The organism is Cobetia amphilecti, from assembly GCF_020217465.1.
In the GTDB taxonomy this organism is placed as follows: domain Bacteria; phylum Pseudomonadota; class Gammaproteobacteria; order Pseudomonadales; family Halomonadaceae; genus Cobetia; species Cobetia amphilecti.
In genome coordinates, this window is the sequence record NZ_CP084115.1 from 1,436,870 (window position 1) to 1,460,423 (window position 23,554).

A 23,554-nucleotide genomic window follows, 5' to 3' on the forward strand; every position below is an offset into this window, starting at 1 on the left:
CCCCGCAGAGTCTGTCTGCGGGGGCAAGGGCGTTTCAGGGCCAGGGCTTGAAGACAGGGCTTGGAGACAGGGCTTGAGGAAAAGCCTGCTGCGTCAGGCCGCGCCGAGTCGCTTGTAGAGCGTGGTGCGGCTGATGCCCAGCTCCCGCGCGAGACGCGAGACGTTGCCGCCCAGCGCGTCCAGCGCACTCTGCAGCTCCTCGGCACTGGAGAGATCATGCAGCGAGGGCAGGCCGCTCGGTTGCGAGGGCTGGTGGGCAATCTCGCCCTCTGCCGCGTGGCAGTCGCCCGCCAGCATCACATGGCACGGCTCCAGGGTCGGCCCATCGCACAGTGCCAGCGCCAGACGCAGCACGTTGTCCAGCTCGCGCACGTTGCCGGGCCAGTCATGCTGGGTGAGGCGATCGAGGAAGGCGGGCGTGATGCGCGGCAGCTCACGTTGCTGCTCCCCGCACAGCCGTGTCAGCAGGGCACGACTCAGTCCGGCGATGTCGTGACGCTCCCTCAGCGGCGGCAGGGCGATGGTGGCCCCACACAGGCGATAGTAGAGATCCGCCCGGAAGCGCCCGGCCTTGACCAGCTCGCTGAGGGGCTGATGGGTGGCGGCGACCAGTTCGAAATCGACCCGCTGCGGCTTGCCGCCGCCCAGCGGGGTGACTTCACGCTCCTGCAGCACGCGTAGCAGACGCGCCTGCACATGCAGTGGCATGTCGCCGATCTCATCCAGAAACAGGCGCCCGCCATTGGCCTCGAGCAGGCGGCCTTCGCGTCCGGCGGGGTCGGCACCGGTAAAGGCGCCGCGCCGATAGCCGAACAGCTCGGCCTCGACCAGCTCATCAGGCAAGGCGGCGCAGTTGATGGCGACCAGCGGCTGATGGGCGCGATGACTGGCCTGATGCAGCGCCTTGACCACTTCCTCCTTGCCGACGCCGGTCTCGCCCTGCAGCAGTAGTGGCAGGCGGGCGTTCACCAGCCGCGCCAGCAGTTCGCAGACTCTGGCCCAGCCGGCATCGCCATGATGCAGGCGCGCGAGGCTCGGGTGGCACGCAGTCTCTCGAGTGGCGACTTCGGCCGGTGGCTGGCTTGCGGAGCGCTCGGCCGGCGCACGGGCCACGACCCGTGGCCTGGGCGGGGCTGCACACAGGGTGTAGCCCGTGAAGCGCGGGTGTTGTGTGAGCATCAGGCACTGCGCATTGGCGAGCTGGGCCAGCGGCGCCCAGTCCAGCTGCCAGCGTGCCAGCGGCTGGCCCAGCAGCAGGTGGATGTCATCGCGGGTGGCGCAGCTGTCGCTGTCCGCTGCATTGGCTGCGCTGTCCGTTGCGTTGGCTGCGTTTTCGGAAGCGGGCGTGAGTTCAAGATGAGCCGCCAGCAGCTGCAGTCCCCGGCGACTGGCGGCAGCGACCTGACCTTGCGGCGTGACGGCCAGCAGGGCCGCACTGGGCGAGTCCAGCTGCGAGCGGTTGAGATGCAGGCGCAACAGGTGATGGTCGTGCCCATGCGCCTCGCCCAGACGGCGTTGCTCGATGTCATCCGCCAGTACGCCGAGCATGCCGAGGCTGTACTGGCGCACACGGTAGGGATCGCAGATCAGTCCCAGGCACCCCTCGCAGGCGCCGGGCGTCAGGCCTCGATTGGCACTCCAGCTGGCGGGTGCCAGCAGCGCGGCACTGGCACTGGCCAGCCCCTTGAGGCATTCGGCGTCATGCGCTTCGAGCGCGATGCGCGCCAGGCGATTGGCACGCGGTGCATTCAGGGTCTCGGCGATGGCGTTGTGACCCAGCGACTCCTCACGCCAGCGCGCGCCGGGGTGCAACAGGGGGGCGTCATTGCCCAGCAGCTGTTGATGGCCGTAGCTTGCCAGCACCACGCCGTCGCGGTCGGTCAGCACCAGACACGCCTGCCAGTGATCGAGCAGGTTGAGGGTATGGCCGGCCACCGCTGACGCCACCGTCGCCATCAGGTTGGCGGCCTGACGCTGACGCCAGACGAGCTCCTCCGGCGGACACCTGAGGGTTGAGGGCGGCAGCGACGAGGGGAAAGAAGAGGGAAGAGAAGAGGAGGGAGCAGGTGGAAGCGCCGCCGCAGACGTTGCGCAGGCGGCGCTTGGATCGAGCGCCTGATCCTCTGCGTGGTGAGCTGGATGCTTGGCCGAATGATGAGCAGCGTGGCGCGCTGAGTGTTTGGCGGCGTGGGGTAGTGGCATGCGATGTCCCTTGTGCGGCGGGCCTTTCAGGCCTCTGTTGTTATTGGTGCTGTTATCGATGCTGTGATCGGTCTGGGGGAGTGTTCACGGCAATGTTCACTTGTGCGTGGTGAGTGTTCAGTTCCGAGGACTCCAGTGTGCAGACACTGTTCATCAGAGTAGCGGCAGACGCGGCGGATGACGGGCTAGACCATGGTCTGCCCCTGCCTTGGTCGCATCTGGCAAGTGGCTGAATGATCGACAGAAGAGCGGAATCCGGCGCCCTCCGAGGGGCGATGGAGGCTGTCTGTGGGCAGGGGGTTGCGCGCGGCTGGCACAGGGTTCGCTTGAGGATAGTCACCAGGTGGGTGTGAACACTCGGCAGTGGTTGGCCGTGTCCTTGCCCCGATGACTTTCACCAGACGAGACAGCGCCATGTCCTTGAGCCTTGAGGCGGTCACCCGCCGGGTTGGCCGCGAGACCCATATCGACAGGGTGGACCTGACCTTCGAGCCCGGCTCCTTCAATGTGCTGCTGGGACGCACCCTGTCCGGCAAGACGTCGCTGATGCGCCTGATGGCGGGTCTCGATGTGCCCAGTGACGGGCGCATCGTGATGAACGGCGAGGACGTGACCGGCCGTCCAGTGCGCGAGCGCAACATCTCGATGGTCTATCAGCAGTTCATCAACTACCCGAGCCTGAGCGTCTACGACAACATCGCCTCGCCGCTGAAGCTGGCGCGCATGGCGCCGGAGGAAATCCGCCGCCGCGTGCACGAGATCGCCGAGATGCTGCATATCGAGCAGTTTCTTGCGCGTCAGCCGGCGGAGTTGTCCGGTGGCCAGCAGCAGCGCACGGCCATGGCGCGGGCGCTGGTCAAGGACGCCGACCTGGTGCTGTTCGATGAACCGCTGGTCAATCTCGACTACAAGCTGCGCGAAGAACTGCGCCACGAGATGCGCAGCCTGTTCGCGACCCGCAACACCATTGCCGTCTACGCCACCACCGAGCCCGGCGAGGCGCTGGCACTCGGCGGCACCACCACCCTGATGCATGAAGGGCGGGTGCTGCAGTCCGGGCCTACCGAGGCCGTCTACCATCATCCACTGAGTGTCGAGGCGGCGAAGCTCTACTCCGAGCCGCAGATCAATCTGTTCGAGGCCGAGGTGCGCGGACGTGAGCTGGCGTTCTCCGGCGCGGCCAGTGCCGGCGAGCAGGGCAGCCGTTTCGTGCTGCCCACGCCACTGGCGGGGATCGAGAGCGGGGCCTACCGCTTCGGCATCCGCCCCAGCCATCTGGGGCTGGCACCTCTGGCCGATGATGATCTGGAGTTCGCCGTCACGGTGGATATCGCCGAGATCTCCGGCTCCGAGACCTTCCTGCATGTCAGCAATGACGATCACTCGCTGGTCCTGCATCTGGCCGGCATCCACGACTTCGCCGTGGATGATGCCATCCGCGTCTATGCCCCCGCCCACAAGCTGTTCGTCTATGCCGCCGATGGTGGTGACGGGGCGGAACAGCATGGCGATGGGGCACTGATCCGCTCGCCCGAGCGACCCACCACGACTGGCGGAGGGCTGGCCTGATGGCGGAAATACACCTCAATGATCTGGCGCACAGCTACCTGGCGGCGCCCACCGCGGACAGTGATTACGCCATCCGGCGCATGAATCATGTCTGGCAGCAGGGCGGCGCCTATGCACTGCTCGGCCCGTCGGGGTGTGGCAAGAGCACGCTGCTCAACATCATCTCCGGGCTGCTGGCCCCCTCCGAGGGCGAGGTGCGCTTCGATGATCGCGTGGTCAATCGGCTGCCGCCGGAAGAGCGCAACATTGCCCAGGTTTTCCAGTTCCCGGTGGTCTACGACACCATGACGGTCTTCGACAATCTGGCCTTTCCGCTGCGCAATCAGCGCCAGCCGGAGCACAAGGTGCAGTCCCGGGTGCGTGAGATCGCCCAGGTGCTGGAGCTGGAAGACCTGCTGACTCGGCGTGCCAGCAACCTGACGGCCGACGAGAAGCAGAAGGTCTCGATGGGCCGTGGCCTGGTGCGCGATGACGTGGCCGCCATCCTGTTCGATGAACCGCTGACGGTCATCGACCCCCACCTCAAGTGGAAGCTGCGCCGCAAGCTCAAGCAGATCCACGAGCAGTTCAACATCACCATGGTCTACGTCACCCATGATCAGCTGGAGGCCTCGACCTTCGCCGACAAGATCGCGGTGATGTACGAGGGCCGCATCGTGCAGTTCGGCACCCCGCGCGAGCTGTTCGAGGACCCCGCTCACACCTTCGTGGGCTACTTCATCGGCTCACCGGGCATGAACCTGGCCAGCATCACGCTGGAATCGCAGGGCGTGCGGCTCGGCACGGGGGAGGATGCACCCTTGCTGCATCTTCCACGAGCGCTGCTAGCGACACTGGCGGAGCGCAAGGGCGAGTTGAAACTGGGCATTCGCCCCGAATTCGTCGAGCTCGAGGCCAGCGACAGCTCATCAGCGGCGGCGGTTCCCGACACCCGCGAGCATTGGCTGAGTGGTCAGGTCACGCTGGTGCAGGACCTGGGGACCTACAAGGTGGTGGATCTCGACATCGGTGGCGGCTGCCTGTTCAAGGCGCGCATCGAGGAAGATGCGCTGCTGCCGACAGGCCGCGTGCGTCTGCGCCTGCCGGCCCGCTGGCAGCGCTTCTATCTCGATGAGCACCTGCTGGACCTGTCACAGGCCGGCGCGCCCGACAGTGGCGAGGCGGACAGCTTTGCCAGAGGGGAGAGTGGCGGCCCTGTCAGAGGGGAAGATGACCAGCGGCCGGGAGGAAACGCCTGATGCAACGCACACACAACAATCGCGCCTGGTGGCTGGTGCTGCCGGTAGTCATCGTGGTGGCATTCTCGGCCATCATCCCGATGATGACGGTGGTCAACTACTCGGTGCAGGACATCTTCGACCCCTCCACGCGCTTCTTCGTCGGCACCGAGTGGTATCGCGAGATCCTGCGTGACGAGCGCCTGCACGATTCGCTGATCCGTCAGTTCGTCTATTCATTCGCGGTGCTAGCCATCGAGATTCCGCTGGGGATCGCCGTGGCGCTCTCGATGCCGCGCAAGGGCTTCATGGTCTCGCTGTGCATGATTCTGCTGGCCTTGCCGCTGCTGATCCCCTGGAATGTGGTCGGCACCATCTGGCAGATCATCGGTCGTGAGGACATCGGTCTCTACGGCTGGGCGCTGGGCCAGCTGGGCATCGACTACAACTACGCCTCCAATCCGGCTGACGCCTGGGTGACGGTGCTGGTGATGGATGTCTGGCACTGGACGTCGCTGGTGGCGTTGCTGTGCTATTCGGGGCTACGTGCCATTCCCGATGTCTATTACCAGGCCGCGCGTATCGACCGTGCCTCGCCCTGGGCCGTGTTCCGCTACATCCAGCTGCCCAAGCTCAAGAGCGTGCTGTTGATCGGCATCATGTTGCGCTTCATGGACAGCTTCATGATCTACACCGAGCCCTTCGTGCTCACCGGTGGCGGGCCGGGTACCACCACCACCTTCCTGTCCCAGACCTTGACCCAGATGGCGATCGGCCAGTTCGATCTCGGACGTGCCGCAGCCTTCTCGCTGATCTACTTCCTCATCATCCTGCTGGTCTCGTGGCTGTTCTATACCGCCATGACCCATCAGGACAGTGACGACGCCTGAGGAGACGAGTGATGACCACACGCAAGCGTCTGGTAATGACGATCTATCTGCTGTTCCTGCTGGTGCCGATCTACTGGCTGCTGATCATGTCCTTCAAGTCGAATCAGGAGATTCTCGGCGGCCTGACCCTGTGGCCCGAGAACTTCACCTTCGACAACTATCGGGTGATCTTCACCGACCCCAGCTGGTACATGGGCTACCTCAACTCGATGAGCTACGTGGTGCTCAACATGCTCATCTCGCTGGCGGTGGCGCTGCCGGCGGCCTATGCCTTCTCGCGCTATCGCTTCCTGGGCGACAAGCATCTGTTCTTCTGGCTGCTGACCAATCGCATGGCGCCGCCGGCGGTCTTCCTGCTGCCGTTCTTCCAGCTCTATTCCTCGGTGGGGCTGTTCGATACCCCGCTGGCGGTGGCACTCGCGCACTGTCTGTTCAACGTGCCGCTGGCGGTCTGGATTCTGGAAGGCTTCATGTCCGGCGTACCCAAGGAGATCGATGAGACGGCCTATATCGACGGCTACAGCTTCCCGCGCTTCTTCCTGACGCTGTTCATTCCGATGATTCGCCCGGGAATCGGGGTGACCGCCTTCTTCTGCTTCATGTTCTCGTGGGTGGAGCTGTTGCTGGCGCGAACCCTGACCTCGACGGAGGCGAAACCGATAGCGGCGGTGATGACGCGAACGGTCTCGGCCTCGGGCATCGACTGGGGCGTGCTGGCCGCCGCCGGTGCCCTGACGCTGATTCCCGGCATTCTGGTGATCTACTTCGTGCGCAACCATGTCGCCAAGGGCTTCGCCCTGGGCCGGGTGTGATCGTCACCAGGCCGAGCGCCGCTGTCATTGCCGTCAGCAAGTCTCTGCTGGCGGCCCACAAGAGGACATGATGATGGAATGGATGGCCTGGACACTGCCCACGTCACTCTTCTTTGCCGGTATCGGCACCCTGCTGCTGGGCATGACCGCCTGGCAGTTCGTGACCCCGACGCTGAGTCGGCAGGGATTTCTGCCCATCGCGACCACGCGGGGCGACAGACTGTTCATCGGCCTGCTCTCCAGCGGCTGGCTGCATCTGCTGTGGTTGGGCTTTACCGATCAGGTGCTGTGGATGATCAGCATCGTGTGTGTCGTCTGGATGCTGGTGTTGATGAAGTGGGGATGAAGTGGGGATGACATGCGGGGAGATGTGAAGAGGAGAGAGCGCTGACGACAGGCAGCGTCGCCCGGTGGCAACACGGAACCGGACAGCCTGAGGGGAGTCCCAAGCGGTTCTGACTGGCATCCGCCAGTGTCATTCGCCGCTCTGGAATCTCGTTGCATGTCGTCATCTCGTTCACCGCATCGCTCGTCTACAGGTAGTGCTTCAAAGGGTGCTTCACATGGCGCTTCACGTGGCGACTCTCCCTCGCCGGGCCGCAAGAACCGCCGTCGTCTCTGGGCGGGCGTGACAGGGCTGAGCATTGCCTGCGTTGTCGCCCTCGGCTGGTGGGCCGGTACACCGCTCGACAACCCGGACGCCGCGACGCCTGATCAGCAGGTCGGGGATGGCGAAACGGAAGATGCAGGGCAATCAACATTGTGGCAGCAGTATCAGCGCGTGTGGCAGGCCAATCAGACCCGCTCACCCAAGGCGCGCAAGCCACTGCCACTGCCAGACGTTTCCCGCGCCGGCTACCACCAGGGCGAGGCACTGCCGGCGCTTGAGCTCGAGTCCCGTGACGAGGGTGAAGCGGCAGGAAAGGGCGAGGCAGAAAAGGGCACGGCAGGTGAGAGCGCAAAGGGCGTGCTGCGCCGGTTCGATGTCACGGCCTACGGCGCGGATGGTAGTGACACCCTGAGTGATCGCCGCGCCATTCTCGAGGCGCATGCCGCCATGCGTGACTGGCAGCGCCAGGGCAGTGATGACGCTGACCGCCCGGCGCGCCGCGGCGTGCTCTATTTCCCGGCGGGGGATTACGTGGTGTATGGTGCGGCCGAGCGCGACTGGTTTCACTCCCGCCTGGTGGCACTGAAAGCCGCGGTGGCGGACGCAGAACACCAGCAGGCGCTGCGCGAGGCATTGCTCAAGATGCAGGGTTTGAGTCTGGCAGGCAGTCATTGGACCTTGATGGGCGCGGGCAGTGATGTCACGCACCTCAAGCAGACCCGGCCGATGCTGCCGTTGCACGCCAGCTGGTACTGGAGCACTCCCTGGCTGCTGCATCTGGGCAATCTGGCCGAGGGGGGCAAGCAGGAAGAATGGCAAGCCGTCACACCGACGAGACACCGGCAGCCGGCGGATACGCAGGACACGATCACGCTGGCGGATGAGGCGGGTCAGTCGGATGAGACAGATGGCGCAGCGCTCTCGCCAGGCGATGAGGTGCTGCTGGAGAGCATCGACAAGCGGCCTGAGTCAGTGGCGCGTGCCCTGGCCCCCTATCAGATGGAAAAGGACGCCAGCACCGGCGAGTCACGCTGGTTGATCGAGCGTGACGGAGTGATCAAGCGGGCGCGCTATCGCGTGGTGGCACGTGACGGCAAGCGCCTCACGCTCTCGCTGCCGGTGGTGCATGAGCGCTTTCCCGGCGAGCAGTGGCGCATCGCACGCCTGCACCCGGCGCGGGAAGTCGGGGTGCAGGGCATCACGCTCAAGGGCAACTGGCGGGGGCACTTCAAGCATCACCGCAGTGCCGAGGATGACAGCGGCTTCGGCCTTCTGGACCTGGATGGCATCACGGATGGCTGGGTACGTGACGTGCGGCTCGACAGTTTCAATCAGGGGGTGAAGGTGCGCCACAGCTCACAGCTGACACTCGAAGACGTGACGATGACCGGCAAGCCCGGGCATATCGCGATGACGATCAGTGACAGCAATCAGGTACTGGCCCGCCAGGTAGTCGACCAAAGTCATGCCTGGCATGCGCCCGGGGTGGCCCGCTACGCGACCCATAACGTCTACCTTGAACTGGAGCACGCCGGTGACAGTGGTATCGAGCTGCATGGTCAGCAATCGCGCGACAACGTGTTCGATCGCAAGCGTGGCGGTCATGTGCGTGACCGCTGGGGCGCCAGTGTCGGCCATCAGCCCAATCATCTGCGCGGGCTGGTGCTGTGGAATCCGGTCAATACCGGCAAGCCGCATGCTGCCTGGCCCTTCATGCGCGCCGACTCCCACTTCGGCAAGGTGATCATGCCGACGGTCGTCGGGGCGACCGGGCATGCGCTGGGCATCGCCAACCGCCATGACTATGCCCGAGTGATGAATGCCAAGGGCGTGACCGAGTATGACCCCTTGCCGCCGATGGATGCCTTGCAGGCACGCGTCGAGTCGCCGGGCGAGGCCGTGGAGCCCGCCTCGCTCTACCGCGCCCAGCGCGAGCTGCTGCAGGAGACGCGAGAGTGACAGCAAGCCGCTGAGTATCAGTGCATCAGGGCATCAGCGCAGCAGAGCAATCAGGTCAGCAAGGACAACAGAGCAGCAAGAACAACAGAGCAGCAGCCAACGACAGCCGATCGCAACGGCAGGAGGACGAGCAGCACCGAGAGCAAGCAAGGCGGCGAATCGCGCCGCGCGACACGTGATTGACGGAAGTGGTTGTTGGAAGACGCGACACAACAATAACGCCAATGAAGGGACATCCCATGAGTCAGCACATCATTCGACCCGCACGCCTGCGTTACGCCATCGCCTTCGCCACGGCGGCGGGGCTTGCCGGCCTTTCCAGTCAGGCCATGGCCGATCAGTATCAGGATGCGGCAAGGAAGTGGATCGATCAGGAGTTCTCACCCTCCACGCTGAGCAAGGACGAGCAGATGTCCGAGCTCGAATGGTTCATCAAGGCCGCTGAACCGCTGCGCGGCATGGAAATCAAGGTGGCCTCGGAAACCCTGACCACCCATGAATACGAGTCCAAGGTGCTGGCCAAGGCCTTCAGCGAGATCACCGGCATCAAGCTGACCCACGACTTGATCCAGGAAGGCGACGTCATCGAGAAACTGCAGACCCAGATGCAGTCCGGGCGCAATATCTACGATGGCTACGTCAACGACTCCGACCTGATCGGCACGCACTTCCGCTATGGCAAGGTCGTGCCGATCAGCGACATGATGGAAGGCGACGGCAAGGCCTTCACCTCGCCGACGCTGGATCTGGACGACTTCATCGGGCTGGATTTCACCACCGGCCCGGATGACAAGCTCTATCAGCTGCCGGACCAGCAGTTCGCCAACCTCTACTGGTTCCGTGCCGACTGGTTCGAGCGCGAAGATTTGAAGAAGCAGTTCAAGGACAAGTACGGCTACGAGCTGGGGGTGCCGGTCAACTGGTCGGCCTATGAGGACATCGCCGACTTCTTCACCAATGACGTCAAGGAAATCGACGGTGAGCGGGTCTACGGCCACATGGATTACGGCAAGAAGGACCCGTCACTTGGCTGGCGCTTCACCGATGCCTGGTTCTCGATGGCGGGTGCCGGCGACAAGGGCCTGCCCAACGGCCTGCCGGTGGACGAGTGGGGCATTCGTGTCGAGGAATGTCAGCCGGTGGGCTCCTCGGTGACACGTGGCGGCGCGGCCAACGGCCCGGCGGCCGTCTATGCCACCACCAAGTATGTCGACTGGCTGGGCAAGTACGCACCGCCGGAAGCCCAGGGCATGACCTTCTCCGAGTCCGGTCCGGTGCCGTCCCAGGGCAACATCGCCCAGCAGATCTTCTGGTACACCGCCTTCACCGCCGACATGACGCGGGATGGCCTGCCGGTGGTCAACGACGATGGCACCCCGAAGTGGCGCATGGCGCCGTCGCCGCATGGCCCGTACTGGGAAGAGGGCATGAAGCTTGGCTATCAGGACGTGGGCGCCTGGACCTTCTTCGATTCCACGCCGGAGAAGAATCGTCACGCGGCCTGGCTGTACGCGCAGTTCGTCACCGCCAAGACCGTCTCGCTCAAGAAGACCCTGGAAGGGCTGACGCCGATCCGCGAGTCGGATATCCAGTCCCAGGCGATGACCGATGCCGCGCCGAAGCTGGGCGGTCTGGTCGAGTTCTATCGCAGCCCGGCGCGGGTGCAGTGGTCGCCGACCGGGACCAACGTGCCGGATTACCCGAAGCTCGCCCAGCTGTGGTGGCAGTACATCTCCCAGGCCGCCAGCGGCGAAGCCACGCCGCAGGAAGCCCTCGATGGTCTGGCCAAGGCGCAGGACCGCATTCTCGAGCGTCTCGAGCGCGCCAAGGTGATGGACAACTGTGGGCCGAAGCTCAACGAGGAGCGTGATGCGGAGTACTGGTTCGCCCAGCCGGGTGCGCCGAAGGCCAAGCTGGACAACGAGAAGCCCAAGGGCGAGACCATCGCCTACGACGAGCTGCTCAAGAGCTGGAAGGAGTAAGTTTGGCCGGCGCGACAGTGCGCCTTCGAGCAGTTTCCTGAAAGACAGCAGCAACGACAACGCCCCTGCCGGTTTCCCGGCAGGGGCGTTTTTGTGCCACAGCGATCAGCGACAGCGTTTCATCACTTTCTCATTGCTGGCTTACCGTTACGGCTTTTAATTACCGCGTTCAGTCACGGCTCTCAATCACGGTAGAGATCGATGCTCGGGCAGGAGCAGATCAACTGACGATCGCCGTGCACGTTGTCGACCCGGTTGACCGCCGGCCACTGCTTGGCGGCCTTGACGTGCTCGCTGGGGAAGGCGCCGATCTCGCGGGAGTAGCTGCGCGTCCACTCGGCGTCCATCAGGTCGGCCTGGGTGTGCGGCGCGTGCACCAGCGGGTTGTCTTCCAGGGTCCACTCACCTTGCTCGACACGGGTGATCTCGGCGCGAATCGCGATCATCGCCTCACAGAAACGGTCGATCTCGTAGAGCGACTCGGACTCGGTGGGCTCGACCATCAGCGTGCCCGCCACCGGGAACGACATGGTCGGCGCGTGGAAGCCGTAGTCGATCAGACGCTTGGCGATGTCTTCCTCGCTGATGCCGGAAGCGGCCTTCAGCGGGCGGATATCGATGATGCACTCATGCGCCACGGTGCCGTTCTTGCCGCGATAGAGCACCGGATAGTGCCCATCGAGACGCGTGGCGATGTAGTTGGCGTTGAGGATCGCAAGCTCGGTGGCTTCACGCAGCCCCTGCGCGCCCATCATCTTGATGTAGGCCCAGGAGATCGGCAGGATCGCCGCGGAACCGAAGGCGGCGGCCGAGACGGCGGTGCATTCCGGCTTCACGCCTTCCAGCGGGGTGACCACGTGGTTGGAGACGAACGGCGCCAGGTGGGCCTTGATGCCGATCGGGCCCATGCCCGGGCCGCCGCCACCGTGGGGAATGCAGAAGGTCTTGTGCAGGTTGAGGTGCGAGACATCGCCGCCGAAGTCACCCGGGCGGCAGATGCCGACCTGAGCGTTCATGTTGGCGCCGTCGATGTAGACCTGGCCGCCGTGGTCGTGAACGACCTGACAGGCCTCGCGCACGGTTTCCTCGAACACGCCGTGGGTGGACGGGTAGGTGATCATGATCGCGGACAGCTTGTCGCTGTGCTGTTCGGCCTTGGCGCGCAGGTCGGCGATGTCGATGTTGCCGTTGGCGTCACACTCGACCACCACCACCTTCATGGCGGCCATCGCGGCGGAGGCCGGGTTGGTGCCGTGGGCGGAGCTGGGGATCAGGCAGATGTCGCGCGCGCCTTCGCCGATGGAGGCCTGGTAGCGACGGATCGCGACCAGCCCCGCGTATTCCCCCTGCGCGCCGGAATTCGGCTGCATGGAGATGGCGTCGTAGCCGGTGATCTCGACCAGGAAGGCCGACAGCTCATCGATCATCTGCTTGTAGCCGACTACCTGATCCGACGGTGCGAAGGGATGGACGTTGGCGAATTCGGGCCAGGTGACCGGGATCATCTCGGTGGTGGCGTTCAGCTTCATGGTGCAGCTGCCCAGCGGAATCATCGCGTGGGTCAGCGACAGGTCCTTGTTCTCCAGACGCTTCAGGTAGCGCAGCATCTCGGTTTCCGAGTGGTAGCGGCTGAAGGTCGGGTGGGTCAGGAAGTCGCTGTCACGCTGGCAGGCCGCCGGAATCGCGCTTGCGCCCTTGGCCAGCAGGTCCTGGTCCAGCGCGGCGACGGACAGGCCGTGCTCCTCGCCGAGCAGCACGTCGAACAGCACGCCGACGTCAGCGGCGGTGGTGGTCTCGTCGAGGTTGATGGTGATGCGGCCGTCGCCGTGGTGGCGCAGGTTGATCTCGTGGGTCAGCTCGCGACCGTGGATCTTGCCCTCATCCACGCCGGTCACGGTGATGGCATCGAACCAGCTGTCGTGGGCCAGTGCCATGCCGCAACGGCTGACGCCCTCGGCGAGAATGCTGGTCAGGCGATGCACGCGGGTGGCGATGCGCTTGAGGCCCTCGGCACCGTGATAGACGGCGTAGAAGCCGGCGATGTTGGCCAGCAGTGCCTGGGCGGTACAGATGTTGGAGGTCGCCTTCTCGCGGCGGATGTGCTGCTCGCGGGTCTGCATCGCCATGCGCAGTGCCGGGTTGCCGCGTGAGTCCTTGGAGACGCCGATGATGCGGCCCGGGATGGAGCGCTTGAGCTTGTCGGTGGTGGCGAAGAAGGCCGCGTGCGGGCCGCCGAAGCCCATCGGCACGCCGAAGCGCTGGGAGGTACCGACGACGATGTCGGCGCCGAGGCTGCCCGGCGACTTGAGCAGCACCAGGCTCAGCAGGTCGGCGGCCACCACGCTCATCGCGCCATTGGCGCGCGCGGCGTCCAGCAGCGGCGCGAGGTCGCGCACCTGACCGGTGTTGCCCGGATACTGGAAGAGGGCGCCGAAGATGTCGTGCTCGCCGACGTTCTCGGCGGCATCGATGATCAGCTCGAAGCCGAAGTAGTCGGCGCGGGTGCGCATGACGTCCAGGGTCTGCGGCAGCACGTCATCGGCGATGAAGAAGCGCTTGCTCTTGCTCTTCTTGTTGCCGCGTTGACACAGCGCCATGGCCTCGGCAGCGGCGGTGGCTTCGTCCAGCAGGCTGGCGTTGGCCAGCTCCATGCCGGTCAGGTCCATCACCGCCTGCTGGAAGTTGAGCAGTCCTTCGAGACGGCCCTGGGCGATTTCCGGCTGATACGGCGTATAGGCGGTGTACCAGCCCGGATTTTCCAGCACGTTGCGCTGGATGACCGCCGGCAGGTGGGTGTTGTGGTAACCCTGACCGATATAGGTCTTGAACACCTTGTTCTGACGCGCGAGGCGCTTCAGGTAGTCCAGTGCTTCGGATTCCGTGCGTGGCCCTTCGAGATCCAGCTCACGGCCCAGACGAATGGCGGTGGGCACCGTGCGGTCGATGAGCGTGGCGATGCTCTCTTCGCCCAGCGTCGCCAACATGCGCGTCACATTGGCATCGGTCGGCCCATTGTGGCGGGAGATGAAATCGTCGTGTCCGGCCAGCTGGGCCAGGGTAAGCGTCTCGTGAGCCATGCAAGAAATCCTGTGCTGCAACGGGGACTGCAGAGGGCAGTCCGCGGGAGGAACATCACCGTGCCAGCGAGGAAGCGGCGGGCAGGGCGTCGGGAATCATGGGGGCATCGACATCACTGCCGAGCATGCTGCAGTTGCTTCACTCCCCGCGCGACCTGCAAGGGCGGTCGTGTCAGGGGCGTCGTGCCATCGAAACGGGGTGGCGCAGTCACGAGGGTGGCTGTGCGCGAGTGCGGCTATATGCGAGCGCGGAAAGGCGCTGAAACCTCCTGCCCTGAGCGTCTGCGGCATGGACAGGAGGTTGACGGCGATCAGGCTTCGCTTTCGACCAGCTGAGAATAGGCATCAGCGTCGAGCAGCTTGTCGAGTTCGGCGCTGTCAGCGACCTTCATCTTCAGAATCCAGGCATCGTCATAGGGGCTTTCGTTGACGGATTCCGGCGCGTCTTCGAGGCTCTCGTTGACGGCGATGACTTCACCGGCCAGCGGCGCGTACAGATCAGAGGCCGCCTTGACGGACTCGATGACCCCGAACTCTTCTTCCAGCGCCAGCTCACGGCCGACTTCCGGCAGTTCGACGAAGACGACGTCGCCCAGCGCTTCCTGGGCGTGGTCGGTGATCCCGATGGTCACGGTGCCATCACCGTTGTCCTGAACCCACTCGTGACTCTCGGTGTACTTCAGCGTGGCGGGAATATTGCTCATGAGTGTTTTCCTATGTGAAAAGATTTTCTGATTCAGGGAATCGGTACGTCATTATGCCCCAAGGTCCCGGCGTGTGGCAGTGGCAGACTGCCGCGTGATGCTACGACTTTGGGCGTGTATTGCTGACGGCCGTACCTCTATCGTGGTCTGTCACTCTTCGGGCGTCCAGTGTCTTGCGTGGTTCACTCATGAAGCCCGCCATCACGGGCCTGCCTGGCCCATGGATGTGCATCGCTGGCCAGGCCGCCCAGCGCCTTTCCAGCGCGCCGTGACACCTCGTGAGAGGTTGAGTGCATTGCAGCAGCGCGGGAGATCGGTCGCGCCAGTGGGCGAGGATGTCCGGGTCACTGTTGCGAGGCGCTCAAACTCGCGTTATGGTGCCGACAGTTTCTTATCGGAAACTTGTTTCCATGTTGTGTCGTGAAGACCCGGCTGTCAATGCCTGATGCGTTCGAGCAGAGCGAACCTGATGAGAGCGCGTGAGAGTGCTAGTGGCGCTGAGGGAGTCTTTACCTGAGGGTTACCGCGCCGGGCATGCGGCTCGGCTTTCGGTTCGTCATTTGTCTCGACATCCGGCTCGGTTTGTTGTGAGACTTTTTTCGTCAGTCTCGAGATCACCCGGCGCAGGATCTGCTGCCAGAAGACACGATGAGGCGATGAAACATGCGAGTTGGCGCAGTCTCATCGTACTTTTTACGCAATGATTGCCTCACCTGCCAGCGTAAAGCCCTGTTGGGCTAGTGAAGTGAGATAGCTTCCGCTAATGTGAGCTGTCCCAACGGTGAAAATGCCGTGGGAGGCTCGTCGCGGGTCGATCACCCGCCTGGGGATGGTACCGCCACGAGTCACTGCGCATCGTGTGATAACAACAATTCAGCGGAGGAAATCTGCGTGGAAATGATCAGTTCCGTCTTTAGTGCCATCAATGGCGTCGTCTGGGGCCCATTGATGCTGATCCTGTTGCTCGGGGTCGGCTTCTATCTTCAGGCAGGCCTCAAGGGCATGCCGCTTCGCAAGTTGGGTACCGGCTTCAAGCTGTTGTGGAATGGTCGTGCGCCGGGCAAGGATGGCGACGGCGAGATTTCTCCTTTCAATGCCCTGATGACGTCGCTGTCGGCGACCATCGGTACCGGCAACATCGCGGGCGTGGCAACCGCCATCGCGCTGGGTGGCCCGGGGGCGATCTTCTGGATGTGGATCACCGCGCTGGTCGGCATGGCGACCAAGTACGCCGAGGCCGTGTGTGCCGTGCGTTATCGTGAAGTCGATGACACCGGCAACCATGTCGGTGGCCCGATGTACTACATCCGCAACGGTCTGGGCGCCAAGTGGGGCTGGCTGGGCGGTGCCTTCGCCTTCTTCGGTTGCTTCGCGGCCTTCGGCATCGGCAACACCGTGCAGTCCAACTCGGTCGCGGATGCGCTGGAAACGTCCTTCGCCATCCCGCACTGGGTCTCCGGTGTGGTGATGATGGTGCTGGCCGGCGCCGTGATTCTCGGTGGCATCAAGCGTATCTCCAGCGTGGCGGGCAAGCTGGTGCCGTTCATGGCCATCGCCTACTTCCTGGCCGGCATCATCATCCTGGTGATCAACGCCGACCAGATCGGCCATGCCTTCGGCCTCATCTTCACCTATGCCTTCAATCCGGTCGCGGCTACCGGCGGCTTTGCCGGGGCAGCGGTGATGGCCGCCATCCGCTTCGGTGTGGCGCGCGGTATCTTCTCCAATGAAGCGGGCCTGGGCAGTGCGCCCATCGCCCACGCGGCGGCGCAGACCAAGAACCCGGTTCGTCAGGGGCTGGTCGCGATGCTGGGGACCTTCATCGACACCATCATCATCTGCACCATCACGGCGCTGGCGATCATCACTTCCGGCCTGTGGTCTTCCGGGGAAACCGGCGCGGCCCTGACCTCGATGTCCTTCGATCAGGCGCTGCCGGGCGTGGGCAACCACCTGGTGGCCATCGCGCTGGCGGTCTTCGCCTTCACCACCATTCTTGGCTGGTCCTTCTATGGTGAGAAGTGCTTCCAGTACCTGTTCGGTACGCGTGCCATCATGCTGTATCGCATCGTGTTCGTGATCGCGATTCCGCTGGGCGCGATGGCCAAGCTCGACCTGATCTGGCTGATGGCGGACACCTTCAATGCGCTGATGGCGATTCCGAACCTGATCGGTCTGGCGCTGCTGTCGCCGGTGGTCTTCAAGCTGACGCGTGATTATTTTGATGGCAAGGAAGTGCTGGCTGGCGAAGATCGCTGAACGACGCTGATGACTCGCCTGGCCCTACCGTGCCACTGACTGCCTTCTGCATCGCTCGGGTCACCTGATCTGGGCGGTGCAGGCGCAGGGTGCCCTGTTCAAGTCGGCAGTGCTCTTGAGAGCAGTGCCCATGCCGGCAGGGCTCCTGACAGCGGTGCCCTGACAGCAGTGCCCATGACAACAAGCCTCTAGAGAGCGTGTGCCGTTCGGGTGCCATCTCTGAGAGTCATCGCAAGCCAACCTGGAGAATGACGATGTCCGATTCCGCCGCAGTGACGGGTCTCAAGCAGACCGCCCTTCATGACCTGCATGTCGAGCAGGGGGCCAGGATGGTCGAGTTCGCCGGCTATTCCATGCCCGTGCAGTACCCGCTTGGCGTCAAGAAGGAGCATGAACACACGCGCGCCAAGGCAGGGCTGTTCGATGTCTCGCACATGGGGCAGTTGATCCTGCGTGGCGAGAATGTGCAGGCGGCGCTGGAGGCCCTGGTGCCGACGGATATCATCGACCTGCCGGTGGGCATGCAGCGCTATGGCCTGCTGACCTCCGACACTGGCGGTATCCTGGATGACTTGATGATCGTCAATGGCGGTGATCACCTCTACGTGGTGGTGAACGCTGCCTGCAAGGATCAGGACATCGCGCACCTGCGGGTCGGCCTGCCGATGGATATCGAGCTTGAGGTGCTGGATGATCGGGCACTGCTCGCACTGCAGGGGCCGATGGCTCACGCGGTGATGCAGCGTCTGTCGCCCGAGGCCTGCGAGCTGACCTTCATGCACCATGCCCACGTCACCATCGAGGGCATCGAGTGTTGGGTCAGCCGCAGTGGCTATACCGGCGAGGATGGCTTCGAGATCTCCGTGCCCGATGCCGACGCAGAGCGTTTCGCGCGTCTGTTGCTGGCGATTGAGGAGGTGGAGTTCATCGGTCTTGGCGCGCGGGACTCGCTGCGTCTCGAGGCGGGGCTGTGCCTGTACGGTCACGATCTCGATACCACCACCTCGCCGGTGGAAGGCAGCCTGATCTGGGCGTTGGGCAAGGTGCGTCGTCAGGGCGGCGAGCGTGAAGGCGGCTTCCCGGGGGCCGATGTCATCCTGACCCAGATCGCCAACAAGGATCACACCCGCAAGCGGGTGGGGCTGGTTGCCCAGGGGCGTGCGCCTATCCGCGAAGGGGCTGAGCTCTATGATGCCCAGGACAATCGTATCGGTGTGGTGACCTCCGGCAGCTTCGGGCCGACCTATGGCAAGCCGGTGGCGATGGGCTACGTGAGCATCGCTCACAGCGCACTCGAGACCGAAGTGTTTGCCGATGTGCGTGGCAAGCGTCTGCCGATGACGGTGACGAAGATGCCGTTCGTCGAGCAGCGCTACTATCGGGGGTAAGCGCACCGTGGTCAGGTGAGCCACAGTCAGGCTCGCTGCGAGGCGTGACGACCCGTCGCGGGTAGCAGCGCCTTGAAGAGATACGAAAAGGAAGGGAAACGAAAAAGGGACTGCCCAGGCAGTCCCTTTTTTCATGTCTGGCACTCGGGCATGCGGAGGGATGCGATACCCCGCGGCGTGCGCGAACGCCAGACGCAGAAAAGCCCGCCGAAGCGGGCTTTTCTGTCGGAGGAGGGGGTAGCCTCTTCCAGCTAAAATCAAAGCTTAGTCGATCAGCTTGATGTTAGCGGCCTGGAGGCCTTTCTTGCCCTGGGTGACGTCGAAGGAGACCTTCTGACCGTCTTGCAGAGACTTGAAGCCTTCAGCCTGGATTTCGGAGAAGTGTGCGAACAGGTCGTCACCGTTGTCGTCCGGAGAAATGAAGCCGAAACCTTTGGTGTCGTTGAACCACTTGACTGTGCCAGTTGCCATGATCGTAATTCCTTACTGATGATATTGCCGGGAGTTACCCGATAAACGTGGGTAAAACAAGGAGGATATACACCAGGTACCGAAGTGCTTCGATCACGACTGACGATATTCGACTTGCTAACCAACGAGAGCAATACTGCGCTGCTCGGGCGGTAAGGTCAAATGAAATATCAAAAACTTATCCTTTTGCCTAATAATCGTGCGCAGAATTCGCCCGCAAAGCCGTGCCAATAGTGCTGAGAATTTCGCCACACCGAGGGCAAGGAGTCCGCTTGTTTTTTATCCCGTTATCTTGGTGTGAGCGATGACACCTGTAGGTAAAAGACCATAGTGCGGCTTTTCTTGTATAGGGGGTTGAATGGCGCAAAGCCCCGTATGGCGGGCGATGGACACAAAAAAGCCGGCAGCGATGGCAGCGCTGCCGGCGGATGGCGTCGAAGCCATCAAGGCTCTCGGAGAGAGGATGTGATGCGCCCATCACATCATGAGAGATTTTCCTCAAAAGAGTCGGCAAAAATCCGTGGGATGCCGGGGCCGTGTTTTGCCACCCTCGAGCGAAATTGTTTCATGAGTCAAAAGTGGCTCGAAGGTCAAAAGCGGCGCGAGGGTGGCCAGTGCCCGGGGGCAGAAGGTGCCTCAGGCGTCCAGCTGCATTTCCGGCACGTGTTCGGGGACGACCAGTTTGCCTGCGGTCAGGCGCTCGATTTCCTCGACGCTCACGCCTGGCGCGCGCTCCAGCAGGTGGAAGGCACCATCCTTGATCTCGAGGAAGGCGAGGTCCGTCAGCACGCGACGGATGCAGCCGGCACCGGTCAGCGGCAGTTCGCACTGGCTGAGCAGCTTGGATTCGCCGTGCTTGGAGGCGTGGGTCATGGTGCAGATGATGTTCTCGGCACCGGCGACCAGGTCCATGGCGCCGCCCATGCCCTTGACCAGCTTGTTGGGGATCATCCAGCTGGCGATGTTGCCGTTCACGTCGACCTCGAAGGCGCCGAGCACCGTGAGGTCGACGTGGCCGCCACGGATCATGGCGAAGGATTCGGCCGAATCGAAGATGGCGGCGCCATCGATGGCGGTCACGGTTTCCTTGCCGGCGTTGATCATGTCGGCGTCGACTTCGTCTTCATAGGGGTAGCGACCCATGCCGAGCAGGCCATTTTCGGACTGCAGCATCACCTCGATACCGTCGGGGATATAGTTGGCCACCAGTGTCGGGATGCCGATTCCCAGATTGACGTAGGAGCCGTCCTGGATTTCCTGAGCCACTCGCTGGGCCATCTGTTCGCGTGTCAAAGCCATGATTGTTTCCTTGTCTTGGGTGCCATCAACCATGAGGCACTGTGCCGTGTCGTGAAGGCGGTCGAGAAAGTTCGCCGTGGGGCCTGTCGCCCTGATGGCGGCGATTCATGCCGGCGGAGCCCTGGGCTCAACGCGAGCGGACGGTGCGTTTCTCGATGCGCTTCTCGAAGTTGCCCTTGATGACGCGATCCACATAGATGCCGGGCGTGTGGATGTCGGCGGGGTCCAGTTCCCCCGGCTCGACCAGCTCTTCGACTTCGACCACGGTGATCTTGCCGGCGGTGGCGGCCAGCGGGTTGAAGTTGCGCGCGGTATGGCGGTAGACGACGTTGCCGTAGCGGTCCGCCTTCCAGGCCTTGACGATGGCGAAGTCGCCCTTGATGGACTCTTCCAGGATGTAGGGGCGGCCATCGAACTCGCGCACTTCCTTGCCTTCGCCGATCGGTGTGCCGTAACCGGTGGCGGTGAAGAAGGCGGGGATACCGGCGCCGGCAGCACGCATCTTCTCGGCCAGCGTGCCCTGGGGAGTGAGGATCACTTCCAGATCGCCGTCGAGCAGCTGCTTCTCGAACAGCGCATTCTCGCCGACGTAGGAGGCAATCATGGTCTTGATCTGACGGTCTTCCAGCAGGATACCGAGCCCGAAGCCATCGACGCCGCAGTTGTTGGATACCACGGTGAGGTCCTTGGCGCCGAGGCGCTTGATCTCTGCAATCAGGTTCTCCGGGATACCACACAGGCCGAAGCCACCGGCGATTACCGTCATGCCATCTTCGAGGCCTGCCATGGCCTCCGCGTAGCTGGTTACCACCTTGTTGAATCCTGCCATGCGAATCTCCTTGAGTATCCAAGCTGTTGTTGTCGGGATGTCTTCATCATTGCCGACAATCCTGAGTCTGTATATATTTAATAAGTTTGTTTTTTCTATCCATTGATCAGTTTTTGATAAGAATAGATCTGCTGTTTATCGAACCTGCTCGCGAGGAAAAAGCCTGCCAAACCCCATACTGGCGCGGCTGACGCGGTAGCGGGGCGGAATGGCCTGAGCTGAGCGGTCAGTCATGTGAGAGCTTCGTGGCTGTCATCTATGACCAATGGCCTAGATGCCCTGCAAGCCTGACCTGCGAGCGCCTGCTCTGCGAGCAACAGACGACGAACTGCGCTACATCACCTCTTGTGACATCTCTTGAAACAACCCCGGGACAGGACACGACATGACTCTCAAACAGCTGAAGGCCTTCGTGGCCGTGGCGCGCACGCTGTCCTTCGCCGAGGCGGGCACGCTGGTACATCTCTCGCAGCCGGCCCTGTCGTTGGCGGTCAAGAATCTGGAGGAGTCGCTGGGCGGGCGCCTGTTTCAGCGCTCGACCCGACAGGTCAGCCTGACGCCGGAGGGGCGCGCCTTCTTCCCGCTGGCCAGGCGTCTGCTGTCGGACTGGGAGCATGCCGAGGATGAGATGCGCCAGCGCTTCAGTCTCGGGCGCGGCCGCGTGGCTCTGGCCGCGATGCCGACCTTCGCCGGCAATCTGCTGCCCGGGGTGCTGGCCGATTTTCGCCGCCAATATCCGGAGATCACCATCGAAGTGAACGATGTCATCGCCGAAGAGGTGGTCGAGCGGGTCACCGATGGCCGCGTCGAGCTGGGGATCTGCTTCGACCCCGGCGTGCGGCAGGACCTGGTGTTCGAGCTGCTGTTCGAGGACCGCTATGTGGCGATCATTCCCCCCGGCCATGCCTTGCTGGCAGAGGCGCCGACCTCCATCGAGTGGTCACGACTGCTCAAGGAAGACTTCATCACGCTGCAGCGGCCCTCGGGGGTGCGTCGCATGCTCGAGAAGCGCCTCGAGGATGCGGGCATGGCGCTGCATGTCGCCTTCGAGACTCACCAGCTGGTCACCTGCGGTCGCATGGTGGCGGAAGGTCTGGGCGTCAGCGCGGTGCCGGCGATGAGCGCGGCGCAGATGAGTGCGCTGGGTTGTCAGTGTCTGCCGCTGACAGGCCCCGAGATTCAGCAGCGGGTCGGGGTGATCCGTCGCGGCCGCCATGAGCTGTCGGTGGCGGTACAGGCGATGCTGGAGACCCTGCGCGCGCGTTACCCGTCGGCGGATTGAGTCCGGGGCGCAGTGACGCTGGAAGGGGCAACAAAAAGGGACAATAAAGCAGGCGTTAGAGCTGGAAGAGAGCAGGAAGAGGGCAAGAGGAGAGCGAGAAGAGAGAAAGCAGAGTGCACAAGAAAGATGACCTCAGCGCGAGGGCGTCAGCAACTGGCGGTAGGTCAGGCTGATGCGTAGCCCCTCCAGCTTGCGCGGCGGCAGCGCATGATGGAGGCGGTCCTGACAACCACGGCCCATCACCAGCAGCGAGCCGTGCGGCAGCCACAGATTGAACGCCGGCGTGTCGGCATAGGGGCTGCGCGGATGGCCCTTGAAGCGCAGGGGGCGCTCTCGTCCCAGCGAGATGGCGAGCACGATCGGGCGAGTGCCCAGTTCCGGCTCGTTGTCGCTGTGCCAGCCCATGCGGTCGGCGCCATCGGCGTAGCGATTGGCCAGCAGGCTGTTGAAATGCTCCGGGATCACGGGCTCGTTGCGCCCCAGGTCATCGCGTTGCGGGCTGAGCTCGTGATTGATGGCATGACGCGACAGCTCGCCCAGCTGCCAGGCGGTCATGTGCCAGGGGTTGGGTTCGAACAGACTGCCGGAGTAGCGATAGCGGGCGCCGACATCGCCCATCCACACCTGACGGCGTGGAATCGGGTGCGTCTTGCCATGCACGCTCAGGCTGGGGCGCTGCCAGTCGAGATCGCCCTCCAGCGTGACGAGGGCCTGATCGGCCTGCAGCGGCGTCAGGGCGCGCGGCTTGAGATACAGCGGATGCAGGGGGTGGCGGTACCAGCCGTGCGCGAGGTCGAGCCAGTCCTCGGGCAGTTCGCGCGGGCGAGCTGCCAGGGCCGAGCCATCCGCCGCCGCCTGGCGCGCAGCCCCATCAGCCGCGGACGTCGAATCAGAGGTCGTGAGGGCGGCGAAGAGGTCGTCGCCAGCAGAAGGAGTCGTCATGCGGCGAGAGTGCCAGAGCCGCGTCAGGTTGGGCAAGTGGCTCTCGATTCGCGCCGACCCCG

The 23,554-nt window shown here is 63.5% G+C and carries 17 protein-coding genes; 10 read left to right on the forward strand and 7 right to left on the reverse strand.

Features of this window, described 5'->3' with window-relative positions:
* Positions 1-93 precede the first annotated feature (93 nt).
* On the reverse strand, positions 94-1,956 hold the full coding sequence (locus tag LCW13_RS06235; protein ID WP_172978634.1) for a sigma-54-dependent Fis family transcriptional regulator: 1,863 nt from the start codon (positions 1,954-1,956) through the stop codon (positions 94-96).
* Between the two features lie 660 nt (positions 1,957-2,616).
* Between LCW13_RS06235 and LCW13_RS06240 the strand changes: the two genes are divergently transcribed.
* From LCW13_RS06240 to LCW13_RS06270, 7 genes are all read left to right on the forward strand, one after another.
* Positions 2,617-3,771 carry an ABC transporter ATP-binding protein gene (locus LCW13_RS06240; RefSeq protein WP_153635419.1) on the forward strand — a complete coding sequence of 385 codons (1,155 nt, stop codon included), beginning with the start codon at positions 2,617-2,619 and terminating at the stop codon, positions 3,769-3,771.
* The gene (locus LCW13_RS06245) at positions 3,771-5,009 is read left to right on the forward strand and encodes an ABC transporter ATP-binding protein (protein ID WP_153635420.1); all 1,239 of its coding nucleotides are present in this window, start codon (positions 3,771-3,773) and stop codon (positions 5,007-5,009) included. Before LCW13_RS06240 ends, LCW13_RS06245 begins: the two co-directional genes overlap by 1 nt.
* Positions 5,009-5,878 (forward strand): carbohydrate ABC transporter permease, encoded by an 870-nt coding sequence (locus LCW13_RS06250; RefSeq protein ID WP_043334509.1) that lies wholly within the window; start codon positions 5,009-5,011, stop codon positions 5,876-5,878. The genes LCW13_RS06245 and LCW13_RS06250 overlap by 1 nt, the downstream gene beginning before the upstream one ends.
* 11 nt (positions 5,879-5,889) lie before the next feature.
* The gene (locus tag LCW13_RS06255) at positions 5,890-6,690 is read left to right on the forward strand and encodes a carbohydrate ABC transporter permease (RefSeq protein ID WP_043334505.1); all 801 of its coding nucleotides are present in this window, start codon (positions 5,890-5,892) and stop codon (positions 6,688-6,690) included.
* A gap of 73 nt (positions 6,691-6,763) precedes the next feature.
* A complete protein-coding gene (locus tag LCW13_RS06260; protein WP_043334560.1) occupies positions 6,764-7,036 on the forward strand; it encodes a DUF2160 domain-containing protein in 273 nt (90 codons plus the stop codon).
* Positions 7,037-7,192: 156 nt separating this feature from the next.
* A complete protein-coding gene (locus LCW13_RS06265; protein WP_153635421.1) occupies positions 7,193-9,259 on the forward strand; it encodes a DUF4955 domain-containing protein in 2,067 nt (688 codons plus the stop codon).
* Positions 9,260-9,588: 329 nt separating this feature from the next.
* Complete coding sequence (locus LCW13_RS06270; RefSeq protein ID WP_225348116.1) at positions 9,589-11,241, forward strand: ABC transporter substrate-binding protein; 1,653 nt, start codon at positions 9,589-9,591, stop codon at positions 11,239-11,241.
* Positions 11,242-11,423: 182 nt separating this feature from the next.
* Here LCW13_RS06270 and gcvP read toward each other — a convergent pair whose 3' ends face one another.
* Together gcvP and gcvH are read right to left on the reverse strand one after the other, a co-directional pair.
* Positions 11,424-14,318 carry an aminomethyl-transferring glycine dehydrogenase gene (gcvP, locus tag LCW13_RS06275; RefSeq protein ID WP_215824173.1) on the reverse strand — a complete coding sequence of 965 codons (2,895 nt, stop codon included), beginning with the start codon at positions 14,316-14,318 and terminating at the stop codon, positions 11,424-11,426.
* A gap of 311 nt (positions 14,319-14,629) precedes the next feature.
* A complete protein-coding gene (gene gcvH, locus LCW13_RS06280) occupies positions 14,630-15,022 on the reverse strand; it encodes a glycine cleavage system protein GcvH (RefSeq protein ID WP_043334495.1) in 393 nt (130 codons plus the stop codon).
* 897 nt (positions 15,023-15,919) lie between these two features.
* Here gcvH and LCW13_RS06285 point away from each other — a divergent pair.
* Together LCW13_RS06285 and gcvT are read left to right on the forward strand one after the other, a co-directional pair.
* Entirely contained in the window at positions 15,920-17,281 is a 1,362-nt protein-coding gene (locus LCW13_RS06285; RefSeq protein WP_225996440.1) for an alanine/glycine:cation symporter family protein, read from the forward strand.
* Between the two features lie 254 nt (positions 17,282-17,535).
* Entirely contained in the window at positions 17,536-18,669 is a 1,134-nt protein-coding gene (gcvT, locus tag LCW13_RS06290; RefSeq protein ID WP_394805766.1) for a glycine cleavage system aminomethyltransferase GcvT, read from the forward strand.
* A 264-nt stretch (positions 18,670-18,933) separates the two neighbouring features.
* Here gcvT and LCW13_RS06295 read toward each other — a convergent pair whose 3' ends face one another.
* The 3 genes from LCW13_RS06295 to LCW13_RS06305 form a co-directional block, all read right to left on the reverse strand.
* Positions 18,934-19,140 (reverse strand): cold-shock protein, encoded by a 207-nt coding sequence (locus LCW13_RS06295; RefSeq protein WP_043334489.1) that lies wholly within the window; start codon positions 19,138-19,140, stop codon positions 18,934-18,936.
* Positions 19,141-19,776: 636 nt separating this feature from the next.
* Complete coding sequence (locus LCW13_RS06300) at positions 19,777-20,439, reverse strand: 3-oxoacid CoA-transferase subunit B (protein WP_043334487.1); 663 nt, start codon at positions 20,437-20,439, stop codon at positions 19,777-19,779.
* A gap of 127 nt (positions 20,440-20,566) precedes the next feature.
* Positions 20,567-21,268 carry a CoA transferase subunit A gene (locus LCW13_RS06305; RefSeq protein WP_043334485.1) on the reverse strand — a complete coding sequence of 234 codons (702 nt, stop codon included), beginning with the start codon at positions 21,266-21,268 and terminating at the stop codon, positions 20,567-20,569.
* Positions 21,269-21,653: 385 nt separating this feature from the next.
* Between LCW13_RS06305 and LCW13_RS06310 the strand changes: the two genes are divergently transcribed.
* Positions 21,654-22,550 (forward strand): LysR family transcriptional regulator, encoded by an 897-nt coding sequence (locus LCW13_RS06310; RefSeq protein WP_043334482.1) that lies wholly within the window; start codon positions 21,654-21,656, stop codon positions 22,548-22,550.
* Positions 22,551-22,682: 132 nt separating this feature from the next.
* Here LCW13_RS06310 and LCW13_RS06315 read toward each other — a convergent pair whose 3' ends face one another.
* On the reverse strand, positions 22,683-23,492 hold the full coding sequence (locus LCW13_RS06315) for an alpha-ketoglutarate-dependent dioxygenase AlkB family protein (RefSeq protein ID WP_225347831.1): 810 nt from the start codon (positions 23,490-23,492) through the stop codon (positions 22,683-22,685).
* Positions 23,493-23,554 lie beyond the last annotated feature (62 nt).

Bases quoted from the DNA above. Each gene is read 5' to 3' on its own strand.
- LCW13_RS06265 (WP_153635421.1), top strand. From the start codon at position 7,193: ATGTCGTCATCTCGTTCACCGCATCGCTCGTCTACAGGTAGTGCTTCA.
- LCW13_RS06295 (WP_043334489.1), bottom strand. From the start codon at position 19,140: ATGGCAACTGGCACAGTCAAGTGGTTCAACGACACCAAAGGTTTCGGC.
- LCW13_RS06270 (WP_225348116.1), top strand. From the start codon at position 9,589: ATGGCCGATCAGTATCAGGATGCGGCAAGGAAGTGGATCGATCAGGAG.
- LCW13_RS06315 (WP_225347831.1), bottom strand. From the start codon at position 23,492: ATGACGACTCCTTCTGCTGGCGACGACCTCTTCGCCGCCCTCACGACC.
- gcvT (WP_394805766.1), top strand. From the start codon at position 17,536: ATGTCCGATTCCGCCGCAGTGACGGGTCTCAAGCAGACCGCCCTTCAT.
- LCW13_RS06245 (WP_153635420.1), top strand. From the start codon at position 3,771: ATGGCGGAAATACACCTCAATGATCTGGCGCACAGCTACCTGGCGGCG.
- gcvH (WP_043334495.1), bottom strand. From the start codon at position 15,022: ATGAGCAATATTCCCGCCACGCTGAAGTACACCGAGAGTCACGAGTGG.
- gcvP (WP_215824173.1), bottom strand. From the start codon at position 14,318: ATGGCTCACGAGACGCTTACCCTGGCCCAGCTGGCCGGACACGACGAT.
- LCW13_RS06260 (WP_043334560.1), top strand. From the start codon at position 6,764: ATGGAATGGATGGCCTGGACACTGCCCACGTCACTCTTCTTTGCCGGT.
- LCW13_RS06235 (WP_172978634.1), bottom strand. From the start codon at position 1,956: ATGGCGACGGTGGCGTCAGCGGTGGCCGGCCATACCCTCAACCTGCTC.
- LCW13_RS06240 (WP_153635419.1), top strand. From the start codon at position 2,617: ATGTCCTTGAGCCTTGAGGCGGTCACCCGCCGGGTTGGCCGCGAGACC.
- LCW13_RS06305 (WP_043334485.1), bottom strand. From the start codon at position 21,268: ATGGCAGGATTCAACAAGGTGGTAACCAGCTACGCGGAGGCCATGGCA.
- LCW13_RS06285 (WP_225996440.1), top strand. From the start codon at position 15,920: ATGATCAGTTCCGTCTTTAGTGCCATCAATGGCGTCGTCTGGGGCCCA.
- LCW13_RS06255 (WP_043334505.1), top strand. From the start codon at position 5,890: ATGACCACACGCAAGCGTCTGGTAATGACGATCTATCTGCTGTTCCTG.
- LCW13_RS06300 (WP_043334487.1), bottom strand. From the start codon at position 20,439: ATGGCTTTGACACGCGAACAGATGGCCCAGCGAGTGGCTCAGGAAATC.
- LCW13_RS06250 (WP_043334509.1), top strand. From the start codon at position 5,009: ATGCAACGCACACACAACAATCGCGCCTGGTGGCTGGTGCTGCCGGTA.
- LCW13_RS06310 (WP_043334482.1), top strand. From the start codon at position 21,654: ATGACTCTCAAACAGCTGAAGGCCTTCGTGGCCGTGGCGCGCACGCTG.